13 protein-coding genes are annotated in these 12,651 nt (G+C 67.3%); 4 read left to right on the top strand and 9 right to left on the bottom strand.

Translation table 11 applies throughout. The features are described from left to right. The first annotated feature begins 183 nt into the window (after nt 1–183). Genes WBB14_RS25405 through WBB14_RS25415 form a run of 3 tightly spaced genes read left to right on the top strand, consistent with a single transcriptional unit; the run spans nt 184 to nt 2,568 of the window. Nucleotides 184–1,032 carry an HAD family hydrolase gene (locus WBB14_RS25405; protein ID WP_424242223.1) on the top strand — a complete coding sequence of 283 codons (849 nt, stop codon included), beginning with the start codon at nt 184–186 and terminating at the stop codon, nt 1,030–1,032. 10 nt (nt 1,033–1,042) lie between these two features. Further along, nucleotides 1,043–1,534: a tRNA adenosine(34) deaminase TadA gene (tadA, locus tag WBB14_RS25410; protein WP_424242346.1), complete on the top strand. Its 492-nt coding sequence runs from the start codon at nt 1,043–1,045 to the stop codon at nt 1,532–1,534. Further along, complete coding sequence (locus tag WBB14_RS25415) at nt 1,531–2,568, top strand: LD-carboxypeptidase (RefSeq protein WP_424242224.1); 1,038 nt, start codon at nt 1,531–1,533, stop codon at nt 2,566–2,568. Before tadA ends, WBB14_RS25415 begins: the two co-directional genes overlap by 4 nt. 34 nt (nt 2,569–2,602) lie before the next feature. Here WBB14_RS25415 and WBB14_RS25420 read toward each other — a convergent pair whose 3' ends face one another. From WBB14_RS25420 to WBB14_RS25430, 3 genes are read right to left on the bottom strand one after another with little or no spacing between them, the layout of a single operon-like run. Continuing rightward, nucleotides 2,603–4,171: a M48 family metalloprotease gene (locus tag WBB14_RS25420; protein WP_424242225.1), complete on the bottom strand. Its 1,569-nt coding sequence runs from the start codon at nt 4,169–4,171 to the stop codon at nt 2,603–2,605. Nucleotides 4,172–4,178: 7 nt separating this feature from the next. After that, nucleotides 4,179–4,535, bottom strand: a complete 357-nt coding sequence (locus WBB14_RS25425; RefSeq protein ID WP_424242226.1) for a hypothetical protein — start codon at nt 4,533–4,535, stop codon at nt 4,179–4,181. A gap of 6 nt (nt 4,536–4,541) precedes the next feature. Further along, nucleotides 4,542–6,119, bottom strand: a complete 1,578-nt coding sequence (locus WBB14_RS25430; protein WP_424242227.1) for a CHASE2 domain-containing protein — start codon at nt 6,117–6,119, stop codon at nt 4,542–4,544. Between the two features lie 235 nt (nt 6,120–6,354). On the opposite strand from WBB14_RS25430, the gene WBB14_RS25435 reads away from it, so the two are divergent. Then, nucleotides 6,355–7,959 carry an ABC-F family ATPase gene (locus WBB14_RS25435; protein WP_424242228.1) on the top strand — a complete coding sequence of 535 codons (1,605 nt, stop codon included), beginning with the start codon at nt 6,355–6,357 and terminating at the stop codon, nt 7,957–7,959. 41 nt (nt 7,960–8,000) lie between these two features. Here WBB14_RS25435 and WBB14_RS25440 read toward each other — a convergent pair whose 3' ends face one another. From WBB14_RS25440 to WBB14_RS25465, 6 genes are read right to left on the bottom strand one after another with little or no spacing between them, the layout of a single operon-like run. Beyond that, entirely contained in the window at nt 8,001–8,777 is a 777-nt protein-coding gene (locus tag WBB14_RS25440; RefSeq protein WP_424242229.1) for an SDR family NAD(P)-dependent oxidoreductase, read from the bottom strand. Nucleotides 8,778–8,794: 17 nt separating this feature from the next. Then, the gene (locus tag WBB14_RS25445; RefSeq protein WP_424242230.1) at nt 8,795–9,952 is read right to left on the bottom strand and encodes a thiolase; all 1,158 of its coding nucleotides are present in this window, start codon (nt 9,950–9,952) and stop codon (nt 8,795–8,797) included. After that, a complete protein-coding gene (locus WBB14_RS25450; RefSeq protein WP_424242231.1) occupies nt 9,949–10,344 on the bottom strand; it encodes a Zn-ribbon domain-containing OB-fold protein in 396 nt (131 codons plus the stop codon). The genes WBB14_RS25445 and WBB14_RS25450 overlap by 4 nt, the downstream gene beginning before the upstream one ends. Nucleotides 10,345–10,364: 20 nt before the next feature. Further along, complete coding sequence (locus WBB14_RS25455) at nt 10,365–11,147, bottom strand: enoyl-CoA hydratase/isomerase family protein (protein WP_424242232.1); 783 nt, start codon at nt 11,145–11,147, stop codon at nt 10,365–10,367. Next, nucleotides 11,144–11,626, bottom strand: coding sequence for a MaoC family dehydratase (locus WBB14_RS25460; RefSeq protein WP_424242233.1), 483 nt, complete (start codon nt 11,624–11,626; stop codon nt 11,144–11,146). Before WBB14_RS25460 ends, WBB14_RS25455 begins: the two co-directional genes overlap by 4 nt. Nucleotides 11,627–11,638: 12 nt before the next feature. After that, the gene (locus tag WBB14_RS25465; protein WP_424242234.1) at nt 11,639–12,604 is read right to left on the bottom strand and encodes a Bug family tripartite tricarboxylate transporter substrate binding protein; all 966 of its coding nucleotides are present in this window, start codon (nt 12,602–12,604) and stop codon (nt 11,639–11,641) included. Between the last annotated feature and the right edge of the window lie 47 nt (nt 12,605–12,651).

Here is a 12,651-nt window from a genome sequence, read left to right on the forward strand (position 1 = left end):
GCCCGCGGCCGGCGCGCCGGTCATGGCGCCGGCGCCCGCTACGGCGCCCATGAGCTCGCCGGTCCGTCAGTAAACAACCGTCGGGGCAGGGCGGCATAGGCCGTCCGCGTTCCGGCCCCAGGGGCGCAACCGCCGCCACATTCAGGCAAAATGGCGGCTGTCGCCCCTTTTTCACGCATATACATGTCCGACGTCATCGCCCTGATTTTCGACTTCGACGACACGCTGGCCTCGGACAGCACGTCCGGCTTCCTGGAAAGCATGGGCGTGGACACGGCTTCCTTCTGGAAGGATGAGGTCGATCCCTTGCTGTCGCAGCAGGACTGGGACCCCGTGCCCGCCTACCTGTACCAGATGATCCAGCTATCGCAGTCGGGCAAGCATGGCCTCATCACGCAGCAGCGCCTGAAGGACTGGGGCGCGCGGCTGGAACTGCACGACGGCGTGCCCACGCTGTTCCAGCGCCTGCGCGCCGCGGTGCGGGCCGAGCAGCCGCAAGTGCAGCTGGAGTTCTACCTGATTTCCAGCGGCATTGGCGACGTGGTCCGCTCCACGCCCATCGCGCATGAATTCACCGAGATCTGGGCGTCCGAATTCGTCTATGCCGCCGACGGCGGCATCGCCTTTCCGCGCCGCATCGTCAGCTTCACCGACAAGACCCGCTACCTGTTCCATATCCAGAAAGGCATCATCGGCCGCGACTTCCGCAACAAGCCCTTCGAGGTCAACCGCAAGGTGCCCGAGGACCGCTTGCGGGTGCCGTTCGACCAGATGGTGTTCGTCGGCGACGGCTACACCGACATTCCGTGTTTTTCGCTGATCCGCCGCGCCGGCGGATTCGCCTTCGGCGTCTGGGACCCCAAGCACCGCGACAAGCGCAGCCGGGCCTGGGGCTTCATCGAAGAAGGCCGGGTGTCGAACCTGAACCAGGCCCGCTACGACGAGCACGCCGAACTCTACCAATGGCTGGAAGAGGCCGTGACCAGCCTGGCTGGCCGCATCGCCTTGAAGTCGCGGGTGTACCGTGGTTGAAGCAGTCCCTTTGGCGGCGGCCCCGTCCTGGACCGCGCAGGACGCCAGCTTCATGGAACTGGCGCTGGAACAAGCCCAGGCGGCCTACGACATCGGCGAGGTGCCGGTCGGCGCGCTGGTGGTGTCCGCTCAGGGCGACATCCTGGGGCGGGGCTACAACCGCACCATCGTCGACCACGACCCCACCGCCCACGCCGAGATCGTCGCCTTGCGCGGCGCCGCGCGCGCGCTTGAAAACTACCGCCTGCCGGGCATCACCGTGTACGTCACGCTGGAGCCCTGCGTCATGTGCATCGGCGCCATGCTGCATGCGCGGCTCTCGCGCGTGGTGTTCGGCGCCTACGATCCCAAGACCGGCGCTTGCGGCAGCGTGCTGGACGTGGGCTCGGTCCCCAAACTCAATCATCACACTTCAGTCACCGGCGGCGTGCTGGCGGAACCTTGCGGCGAGCTGCTGCGCCGGTTCTTCCGCGAGCGCCGCAGCAAGGAATCCGCAGCATGAGCAAATCCCAAGGCGCCAAGGCGCGCGGCGCGAAAGCGGCCGCCGACCACGAGCATCACCATGATCACGATCATGGCCACACAGGCCACGAATGTGATGAAGACTGTGGGCATGACCACAGCCATGCCCACGTGCTGCCCCACGCGCGCGGCATCTACCTGATCTCGCCGTCTTCCGCGGTGCGCGATCCGGCCACGGTTGAACTCGCCCGCGAACGCCTGCAGCAGCAGGGCTTCAAGACCGCGCTGGACCGCACTGCGTACGCGCAGCACCAGCGCTTCGCTGGCACCGACGCGCAGCGCCTCGCCAGCCTGACGCGGGCCGCCAAGCAGAAGCTGCCCATCGTCATGGTGACGCGCGGCGGCTATGGCATGGGCCGGCTGCTGCCTTCTATTGACTGGAAGGCCATGGCCGACAGCGGCAAGCGCTTCGTCGGCATGAGCGACTTCACTGCTTTCAACCTGGGTCTGCTGGCGCAGACCGGCGCAGTCAGCTATACCGGCGCCTCGGCCATCTATGACTTCGGCGGCAAGAAGGTCGACGACCTGACCGAAGCCCTGTTCGGCGAGATCATGCGCGGCGAACTGGAAATCCTCAGCTTCGAAACCCAGGATGCCGATGCGGTGGACTGCCGCGGCATCCTCTGGGGCGGCAACCTCGCCATGCTGACGTCCTTGCTCGGCACGCCCTACATGCCCAAGGTGCGCGGCGGCATCCTGTTCCTGGAAGACGTGGCCGAGCATCCGTACCGCATCGAACGCATGCTGATCCAGCTGGCGCAGGCCGGCATTCTGGGCAAGCAAAAGGCCATCGTGCTCGGGCGCTTTTCGGACTACAAGCTGGCCGCGCACGACAACGGTTACGACCTGCACGAAGTGGTGGCCTGGCTGCGCAAGACGGTCAAGGTGCCGGTCGTGACTGGCTTGCCGTATGGCCACGTCGCGACCAAGGCGACCCTGCCGATCGGGCAGAAGGTGGGCCTGGCGACCGAGAAGGGCATGGCGCACCTGGTGCTGGACGAGCACACGCACTGAGATGAAAGGGGCGGCAGACGCCCCTTTCGCGTTGCTACTTGAACAGCTTGTCGACGACCGATTGCGCCTTCTGCTCGCTGCGGCGCTTGGCCTCGGCTTGTTCGGCGGGCGACTGGGCGGCCTTGTTGCATTCTGCGGCATAACTCGCGAAGCGCGATGCGCATTCCTGCGCCAGCTTGCGCGCCTGATCCCAGCCCCGGGTCTGGCCATAGAAGCGGATGGCTTCAGGCCAGGCCAACGCCGAACTCCTGAAGTAGTCGAAGCCCTGGCCCATCACCTTGGCGGCCGGCCCGGACTGGCCCGCGCCCAACAGGTTGTTGGCCCGCAGCACGTATACCTGCCAGGCCCGGTCCTGCTCGGACGCCAGATTGCGGTCCAGCAAGGCCGACCCGCGCGCGCCGGATTCCGCTTGCGCCATGCTCAAGGTGAGCAGCGGCAGGGCGTGCGTGGCGCTGGGCCCAGAAGCGGCCTGGGCTGCGAGCTTGCGGGCGCGCGCGTAGTCCTGAGCCTGCAAGGCCTGCTGCGCTTCGGCAGCGGTCTTGTAGTTCTTCAGCAGCGCGGCCGTGCGGCGTTGCGCACGCGCCTTGTTCCAGGGAGCAGTTGTGGCCGGGGGGCGCGGTTTGCCCGCCATCAAGGGCATGACCTCTTCGGTCAGCGAAGCCAGGCGCGCGCCGGTGTCGGGATGGCTGACGGTCAGCTTCTTCCAGACGTCGTCCAGGCCCGTGCGCAGACCTTCGCTGGCCCCGGCGACGCCGGAGTTCAGCGAGGCCTGCAGTTCGGTCAGTGGGGCGATGTTGTTGCCCTTGGCCGCCTCTTGCTTGCGAGTGTTGTCGGCCGCCGCCTGTTTGATTTGCTCGAGCATGCGCTGGCGCGCTTCGGCCTGGACCTTGGCGTTCTCGGCTTCCCAAGTGGCCTGGCGTTCCAGGAACGCCTTGAAGCCTTGCGTGTACGAATAGCCCAATTCCACGCTGATGGTGGCGCCGAAGCGGTCGGCGTTTTCTTCCTGCTGCCGGCCCCAGGCCGGTACCAGCACGTTCTTGCCCAGCGTGTACGAGGCGATCACGCTGTCGACGGGGCTCCAGCCGGTGGCGCTGCCGGCCTTGCGGGCCAGCGCCACGCCCACGGTCGCCAGCGTCGCGACCTGGTCGCTTGTGGCGTTGACCGATTCCATCTGGTGATAGTCCAGATAGACGTGGCCGAATTCGTGGGACAGGATCGCGACGATTTCGTCTTCGGATTCCGCCGACGCGAGCCAGCCCATGGACAGGTAGATGTTGCCCGCGCCGGTGCTATAGGCTTCGAGCGCCGACGACGAGGTCACATGGACCGCGCCCGGCCAGCCGGGCGCGCCGGCGGCGCTCTTGATTTTGGCGAGCAGGCCGTTCAGGTAGGCCTCCATTTCCGGCATGGCCACGAGGCCCATGCCCTGGGCGCGCTGGTTGCGCGCGTCCTGGCTGGCGTCGGGCCATTGCCGGTCGGCGGGAGGCGGGGGCAACTGGCCGGCCGTGACCGAAAAACCCTTGCCTCCGGGGAGGGTGGAGCAGGCGCTCAGCAGCAGCGCGCCGGAGACGGCGGCCATGCGCAGGATGTAGGCGGATCGCATCGGCGGCTCAGCGGCAGACGTTCTCGCCCGCACCCGCGGTCGAGCCCGTGGGCGGAGGCACGCCCTTGATCACCGGTCCGCATTGCGCGGCGGAGCCGCGTGCGATGCGCACGTGCATGCTGTCCACCCAGTAGTCCTTGCCGTCGACCGTGACGCGGTAGAACTCGCTGGCTTCTTCCAGCACGGGCCAGGGCATGCCCTGGCCCTCGGACTTGGCTGCCGGTGCGCCGCCGTCAGGCTTGGCGTACAGCGGTAGCGGCTTGACGTTCAGGCCGACGATGGCGTCGGCCGCCACGGCGCCCGCGCTGGTCAGCGCAAGCGCGGCGGCGGCCAGCGCGGTAATCAGGGAGGAGGGCTTGGGCATGCGTTTCTACTCCTGTTGCGGGCGGGTAGCGGACGGCTCCCGCGCGGGTGTCTGGGACGCCGGCGCGGAAGCCGCATCCGGTTTGCCAAAAAGGAAAGTGGTGGCGCGATTGGTCCAGCCGAGCCAGTGGGCGGCCAGGGCCATGATGGCCAAATCGACGATGGGCAGGGTGCCCACGTTCAGCCAGCGCTGCGCCAGCAGCACGATGTACAGCACGATCAGCGAAGACAGGACGATGGCGGCGGCCTTGCGCAGCAGCAGCAACGCCGCGATGCATAGCTTGGACGCCAGCCAGCGCGCCAGCCACAGGCGGGCGGCGCGGTCGCGCAGCAAGACGGACAGGCGCGCGGCCTTGGCCTTCCAGCCGCTGTCCGCGTTCGCGGCAGCTTGCAGCGGCAGCGCGGGGGCGTCGGCAAATAGCCGCCATTCCGCGGGCGGGGCCAACAGCCGGCCGCCCCACCTGGTGTTGCTGCGCAGCCATTGCGCCAGCCAGTGCAGGAAGTGGGCCAGCATGACAACCGGGATGCCGAGCAGCCACAGGACGTTGGGCGGCCAGATTTCCCATTCGAGGGCGCGCTTGTAGTCGTTCTGGTAGGTCAGCAGGTTGTCCAGCGCCATGGCGTGCATGAACACCCCGGGGATCGAGTCATGCACCGGCGACAGCACCGTGTCGTTGAAGCCGCTCAGCGCGGCGCCGATCATGACGTAGCGGCCCGTGAGCATGTCGGCCAGGCGCGTGCCGTCGGCATCGGGCGCGCGCAATTCCGACAGGGTCAGCGCGCGGGTGTAGGGGCAGATGGGCTGCGCGGCGTCCGCGTCGCCCAGCAGGCTGCGCACATAGGACGGCAGCATTTCCATATAGCCGCCGCGGGCCTGGCGGCAGTCCATGCTGAAGCGGCGCTGGTCCAGGTTATCGACGCCCCAGGTCAAGGCCATGGCTTCGTTCGTGCGCGCGATCGATACGCCCGCTGCGTCCTGGGCGATGGCCAGCGCCGCGCTGCGCGCGTTTTCGCCGGACCAGAGGGGATAGCTCCAGACCAGCCGGTCCACCTTGCTGGGGGTGTAGCGCACGTCGACCATGGTGAAGCAGGGCGGCTCGCCAGCGGGCGCTTGCAGGCCGGAACGCAGGCGCAGATTTCCCAGCGTGTCGGGCAGCGCGGCCAGGAACACCGGGATATTGGCATCGCGCAGCTCGCACAGGGCGGCCGCCAGTTCCGGCAGCGTCGGATCGTCGCGTTCGCGGCCGAAGGTGATGTCCAGGAAGATGGCCTTGGGCTTGTGGATCAGGCCGATATTGCGCAACCAGCGCGCATGCGTCCTGTAGGGCACCGGCCAGGCGCCTTTCTGCTGATCCAGGGAATCGTCGTCTATCAGGACGACGGTGGTGTCGTTGCGGTGGGCGGGGTCGTAATGGCCGCCAACCAGGCGGGCCTGGAGCCGCGCCGCGGCGTAGGTGAACAGGTCGGAGCTGGGAGTCAGCCTGGGCGTCGCCCACAGCATCACGATCGCCACGATGGCGGCAACGATCAAGGAGCGGCCGTAGGAAAGCTCGACCTTTTCGGAGGAGGGGTTCGCGTCTGCCACGAAGCGGGGGAAGTTGGGTTGCTACCGCCTTTCCGGCCGGGGCGGCCGTAGGCGTTGAATGCCTTCAATAGTACCCCAATTAATACAATTATTTACGTTAAGACATTAAATGGCATTCGACATTTCCAGATGCTTCAGTCGAGCATTTGGCAGCCATGCATGGGATGCTTCGATGCTTGGTACACTATCGGGTTTCTCCGCATGCGTCCCCGGACGCCCAAAGACTCAAGATACCGTGATCTCCACTGCCAATCTCACCATCCAGTTCGGCCCCAAACCCCTTTTCGAGAACGTCAGCGTCAAGTTCGGGGAAGGCAACCGCTATGGGCTGATCGGGGCCAATGGTTCCGGCAAGTCGACCTTCATGAAGATCATCGGCGGCGACCTGGAATCCACGGCGGGCAACGTGTCGCTGGAGCCGGGCGTGCGCCTGGGCAAGCTGCGCCAGGACCAGTTCGCGTTTGAAGACCTGCGCGTGCTGGACGTGGTCATGATGGGCCACACCGAGATGTGGGCCGCCATGTCCGAGCGCGACGCCATCTACGCCAACCCGGAAGCGACCGAAGACGACTACATGCGCGCGGCCGACCTGGAAGCCAAGTTCGCCGAGTACGACGGCTACACCGCCGAAGCCCGCGCCGGCGAACTGCTGCTGGGCCTGGAAATCGCCGTCGACCTGCACAACCTGCCCATGCGCGAAGTGGCGCCGGGCTGGAAGCTGCGCGTGCTGCTGGCGCAGGCCCTGTTCTCGAATCCCGACGTCCTGCTGCTGGACGAGCCGACCAACAACCTGGACATCAACACCATCCGCTGGTTGGAAAACGTGCTCAACGGCTACCAGAGCACGATGATCATCATCAGCCACGACCGCCACTTCCTGAACCAGGTGTGCACGCACATGGCCGACGTGGATTACGGCGAGATCCGCATCTATGCCGGCAACTACGACGACTACATGCTGGCGTCCACCCAGGCCCGCGAACGCCTGGTGTCCAACAACGCCAAGGCCAAGGAACGCGTTGCCGAACTGCAGGACTTCGTGCGCCGCTTCGCCGCCAACAAGTCCAAGTCGCGCCAGGCCACCTCGCGCCTGAAGCAGATCGACCGCATCAAGGCCGACCAGGTCGTGGTCAAGCCCTCGTCGCGCCAGAACCCGTACATTCGCTTCGAGCAGAACAAGGTCATGCACCGTCTGGCCGTCACCGTCGAAAACCTGTCCAAGGCCTACGATGCGCCGGTCATCCGCAAGTTCTCGGCCATGGTCGACGCGGGCGAGAAGATTGCCATCATCGGCGCCAACGGCGTCGGCAAGACCACGCTGCTGCGCCTCTTGGCCACCGATCTGCAGCCGGATTCGGGCGAAGTGAAGTGGTCCGAAAACGCCGACCTGGGCTACATGGCCCAGGACGTGTCCGACCAGTTCCTGCAGACCGACATCAACCTGCTGGACTGGATGGGCGACCATCGCCAGCCGGGCGACGATGACCAGTCGATCCGTTCGGTGCTGGGCCGCCTGCTGTTCTCGGCGGATGACCTGCCCAAGGCGCCCAAGGTGCTGTCCGGCGGCGAAAAGAACCGCATGACCTTCGGCCGCCTGATGCTGGGCCGGCACAACGTCATGTTGCTCGACGAGCCCACCAACCACCTGGACATGGAATCGATCGAGTCGCTGCAGTTCGCCCTGGAAAAGTACGAAGGCACGCTGGTGTTCGTGTCGCACGACCGCGAATTCGTGTCCGGCCTGGCCACGCGCGTGATCGAAATCCTGCCTACGGGCGAGATCGTCGACTACCGCGGCGGCTACGAAGACTACCTGACCTCGCGCGGCATCGACGCCTGAGGTCGCCGCGGGCCGCCAAGCGCGGCGGCCCCGGGCTTGCCTTACATGCCTATGGTCATGCCGCCATTTGCATAGAGGTGCTGCCCCGTCATGTACGAGGCGGCATCCGACAGCAGGAAACAAACCGGCCATGCCACTTCCCCGGGCTGGCCGAAACGCCCCAGCGGGATCTGCGACAGATAGGTCTCGCGGAACTTGTCCCCGCGTATGGTTTCCGTCATGGGCGTTTCCACCACGCCGAAGCCGATGGTGTTGACCCGTATCCCGTACTTGCCCCATTCGCGCGCCGCGCTCATGGTCAGCCCCAGCACGCCCGACTTGGCCGCGGCGTAGTTGATCTGGCCGATGGTGCCGCGGCGTCCGGCGTCCGAGGTGATGTTGACGACCGACCCGCCGGGTTTGCCGGTCTCGCGCGCGGCCGCCAGCATATGGCGGCCGACGGCCTGCAGGAACTGGAAGGAGCCGGTCAGATGCACGTCTATCACCTTCTGCCAGGCCTCCTGGGTCATTTTCTCGATCATGGCGGTGCGCGTGATGCCGGCGTTGTTCACCAGGCCGTCGACCGTGCCGAAACGTTCGGCCGCCTGCGCCACCGCCGCTTCGGCGAAGGCCGGGTCTGACACGTCGCCGGCCAGGGGCAGGAGCTGGTCTTGCGGCGCTTCACGTTCAAAGGCGGCGAGCGCGTCGGCGTTCATGTCCACGGCCGTGACGCGGGCGCCCAGTTGCATGGCCAGTTCGCTGATGGCGCGGCCTATGCCCTGGGCCGCGCCCGTCACGATGATGCTGCGTTGGTCCAGCAGATAAGCAGTGTGATTCATGGTTTTCCTTGTGGGATTCAGAGCGTTTCGGCGGCGCCCAGGATCAGCGTGGCCTGGCTGGAGAGTTCGCCGCCGTTGCCGTGCGCCAGTGCCAGGCTGGCGCCAGGCACCTGGCGCGCGCCGCCCAGGCCGGCCAATTGGACGTAGGCCTCGACCATGGTGAACAGGCCGTACATGCCGGGATGCACGCAGGACAGGCCGCCGCCGTTGGTGTTGACGGGCAGTTCGCCGCCCGGCGCGATGCGGCCGTTCTCGACGAAGGCCGCGCCTTCGCCCTTGGCGCAGAAACCCAGGTCCTCGAGGAACAGGATGGGGTTGATGGTGAAAGCGTCGTACAGCTCCAGCACGTCGATGTCCTGCGGACGCACGCCGGCCTGGGCATAGGCGCGCGCGCCGCTGCGCACGGCGGCGGTCACCGTCAGGTCAGGCATGTTGGTGATTTCGCGGTGGTCGGTGGCGGCGGCCGCGCCCAGCAGGTAGGCGGGCCGGGCGCAGTGGTCGCGGGCGCGGTCGGCGCGGGTCATCACCACCGCCGCCGCGCCGTCGGTCACCAGGCAGCAGTCGCGCACGCTCAAGGGTTCGGCCACCATGCGTGCCGACAGGTATTGCGCCATGTCCAGGGGCTCGCGCATGGCGGCCTCGGGATTGAGCATGGCCCATTGCCTGGCGGCGATGGCCACCGCGCCCAGCTGCTCACGTTTCAATCCGTACTGGTGGGCGTAGCGTGAAGCCGCCAGCGCATAGGCGCCCACCGGGCGCGCCAGCCGGTAAGGCGCCTCGTTGGGAGAGGGGCGCATGGAACTGACCAGCTTGCCCGCGCCGCTGCGCTGGTTGCTGCCGTAGGCGATCAGCGCCACGTCGCATTGGCCAGCCTCCAGCGCCAGCGCGGCCCACATGGCGTGGGTCAGGAAGGAAGATCCACCGGTGCGGTTGTTGTCGGTCAAGCGGGGCGAGATGCCCAGGTATTCGGCAAAGCCCAGGCCGGACATGAAGTCGTCGGGCAAGCCGATGAACAGGCCGTCGACCTGGTCGGGGCGCAGCCCCGCCTGGTCCAGGGCCGCCAGGCTGGCCCTGACCGCGAGGTCCATGGAACTCAGGCCTGGCATCTGGCCTATGCCGTACGTGGCGCCGGCCACGATGGCGGCCTTGCCGCGCGGGAAACGGTCTTGGCTCATGCTTGTTCCGCCGTGGGTTCGAATACCAGCACGCCGCGTCCGGCCTCCTGGACGACGCGGGCTCGCACCCGGGCGCCGATGCGCACTTCATGCGCGGGAACGCCGTCTACCCGCGACATCAGCCGCGGCCCTTCGTCCAGGTCCACCAGCACCACGCCGTAGGGCGTTTCGGGCGGGCGTGGATGGATCACGGTGGTGGCATGGACCCGGCCCAGCCCGCTGGGCGCAGTCCATTCCAGGTCGCGTGAACCGCTGCGCGGCGCGGCCACGCGCGGATAGAAGAAAAACTCGCCGGTGGCGCGGTCGCGCTGCAGCATGAAACGGCCTTCGTCCAGATAGGCCTCGTAGCGGGCCTGGGGCCCCGGTTCGGCAGCTTGGGTTTCTGTCGGCATGTCGGTCAATCCCTTGTCGTTCAATCCCATTTGTAGGCAGGCGGCAGTTTTTCCACGAAACGCCTGGCGGCATCGCGGTGGAACGCGCTGTCGCGGCAGATGGCCTGGGCCATGGCCTCTTGCGCGTAGATGTCCTCGCGGGTGGACTCGTAAGTCCGGTTCATGATGGTCTTGGCCAGGCCCAGCGCCTGCGTCGGCGCTGCGTGGAAGCGTTCGGCCATGGCCAGCGCCTGTTCCAGCGGGTCGCCGTCGCACAAGGCCTGCACCAGGCCCAGTTCCAGCGCCTCCTCGGCGCCGCAGACCCGCGCCGTGAACACCAGTTCCTTGGCTCGCGCCAGGCCGACCGCGCGCGGCAGCAGGTACATGCCCAGCATGTCGGGCACAAAGCCGATGCGGGCGAACACCGCGCAGAAGGTGGCGCCGCGCTGCGCGATGGCGTAGTCCGCGCACAGCGCCAGCGACAGGCCGGCGCCGAAGGCAACGCCTTCCACCGCGCTGATGACGGGTTTTTCCAGATCCACCAGCGCGTCGTACCAGTGATGGATCTTGCGGATGCCTTCGCGCCCTTCGAAGGCGTCCAGGCCCGCCGCATGCGCCTGCGCGATGGACTTGATGTCGCCGCCGGCGCAGAAATGCCCGCCGGAACCCGTCAGTACGACGGCCTTGATGCTGTCGTCCTCCCGCAGTTCCGGCAGGGTCCGCGCGAACGCGTCGCGCATCTCCAGGTTGAGCGCGTTGCGCTGATCGGGCCGGTCCATGGCCAGCACGGCGGTGGCGCCGTGGCGGGTGATCTTCAGTGTCATGCCTGCTCCTTTTGGCCTGGGTGATAGGCGATCTGCGTGAGCCAGCGCGCGACCAGCGCGGGCCGTTCCTCGCCATCGATGTCGATGCGCACGTCCCAGGCGAGACGCGCCTGGCCGTCGGGAAGCTCATCCACGCCAGCCAGCGCGAACGCGCCGCGGATGCGGGCGCCGGCCTTGACCGCCTGCGTGAAGCGCACACGGTCAAAGCCGTAGTTCACGGCAAGCCTGCGGTTCGGAAAGCGTATGGCGGATGCGTACAGGCTGGGCAGCAGCGAGAGCGTCAGCAGGCCATGGGCAATGGCCGCGCCGTAGGGGGATTCGGCCTGCGCGCGCTGCGGATCCATATGGATCCACTGCGTATCGCCGGTGGCCAGGCCGAAGCGGTTGATGGTGTCCTGGTCTACTGCCTGCCAGGGCGTGAGGGCGGCGGGCTGCCCGGAAAAGGCGCGCAGCGCCTCGATGGAGTCCAAGGTAATCATGGCGGACTCCCTTTACTGGGCCTTCAGGCCCAGGTCGCGGGCGACCGGCAGCCAGCGGTCGCGCTCCGCCTGCACGAAGGCGGCGAACACCTGGGCATCGCCCGGCATGGACACCGCGCCAATTTGCGTGAGCTTGCGCTGCAGCTCCGGCTGCTGCAGTGCCTGGTTGACGCCGCGATTCATGCTCTGGACGACGGCGGGCTGCGTGCCGGCGGGCGCCACCAATCCGAACCAGGCGCTGGCGTCCATGCCGGCATAGCCCAACTCGGTAGCGGTGGGCACGTCGGGCAGGCCGGCGAAGCGTTTGTCGTCGAGCACGGCGAAGGGGCGGATCTTGCCCGCCTGCGCCTGGGCCATGCTGGAGGGCAGCGCGTCGAACATCATGTCGGTGCTGCTGCCCATCAGGCCGACGATGGCGGGCGCGCTGCCCTGATAGGGCACATGCGTGACCTGGAAGCCCAGCTTGCTGACGGCGTATTCGCCGGCAAGATAGGTGATGTTGCCGGTGCCGGCCGAGCCCATCGTCAGCTTGCCGGGGGACTGCTTGCCCAGGGCGATCAGCGCCTTCACATCGCGCGCCGGCAGGTCATGGCGCACCACCAGCAGCAGCGGCGACTTGGCCATGCCCGAGACCGGCACGAAGTCCTTGGCCGGGTCGTAGGTCATCTTCGCGTATAACGCCTGGTTCACCACCAACGGGGCGTTGGAGCCGACGAAGAAGGTCTTGCCGTCGGGCTTGGCGCGCGCGACGTAATCGGCCGCGATCATGCCGGCGGCGCCCGGCTTGTTTTCGACGATGATGGTCTCGCCGCCGCCCTTGCTCATTTCCTGCGCCACCAGGCGCGTGATCTGGTCGGCGGCGCCGCCGGGCGGGTAGGGCACGATGAACCGAACCGGTCCGTCCTGGGCCAACGCGGGTGCGGCCGTGACGGCCGCCAGTGTCAGGGCGCCGCAGACCGCGGCGGAAATGATGCGCATGGTGGTGTCTCCTGGGTTGTTGTCATGGCCGCCTGTCCGGCGGTTGG

This window comes from Achromobacter sp., from assembly GCF_049647645.1.
Classification (GTDB): Bacteria; Pseudomonadota; Gammaproteobacteria; order Burkholderiales; family Burkholderiaceae_B; genus Achromobacter.

Excerpts from the sequence above, each read along its gene's own strand:
- WBB14_RS25450 (WP_424242231.1), bottom strand. The coding sequence starts at position 10,344 with ATGCCGACAGAAACCCAAGCTGCCGAACCGGGGCCCCAGGCCCGCTAC.
- WBB14_RS25460 (WP_424242233.1), bottom strand. The coding sequence starts at position 11,626 with ATGATTACCTTGGACTCCATCGAGGCGCTGCGCGCCTTTTCCGGGCAG.
- WBB14_RS25445 (WP_424242230.1), bottom strand. The coding sequence starts at position 9,952 with ATGAGCCAAGACCGTTTCCCGCGCGGCAAGGCCGCCATCGTGGCCGGC.
- WBB14_RS25455 (WP_424242232.1), bottom strand. The coding sequence starts at position 11,147 with ATGACACTGAAGATCACCCGCCACGGCGCCACCGCCGTGCTGGCCATG.
- WBB14_RS25440 (WP_424242229.1), bottom strand. The coding sequence starts at position 8,777 with ATGAATCACACTGCTTATCTGCTGGACCAACGCAGCATCATCGTGACG.
- WBB14_RS25420 (WP_424242225.1), bottom strand. The coding sequence starts at position 4,171 with ATGCGATCCGCCTACATCCTGCGCATGGCCGCCGTCTCCGGCGCGCTG.
- WBB14_RS25465 (WP_424242234.1), bottom strand. The coding sequence starts at position 12,604 with ATGCGCATCATTTCCGCCGCGGTCTGCGGCGCCCTGACACTGGCGGCC.
- WBB14_RS25405 (WP_424242223.1), top strand. The coding sequence starts at position 184 with ATGTCCGACGTCATCGCCCTGATTTTCGACTTCGACGACACGCTGGCC.
- WBB14_RS25425 (WP_424242226.1), bottom strand. The coding sequence starts at position 4,535 with ATGCCCAAGCCCTCCTCCCTGATTACCGCGCTGGCCGCCGCCGCGCTT.
- WBB14_RS25415 (WP_424242224.1), top strand. The coding sequence starts at position 1,531 with ATGAGCAAATCCCAAGGCGCCAAGGCGCGCGGCGCGAAAGCGGCCGCC.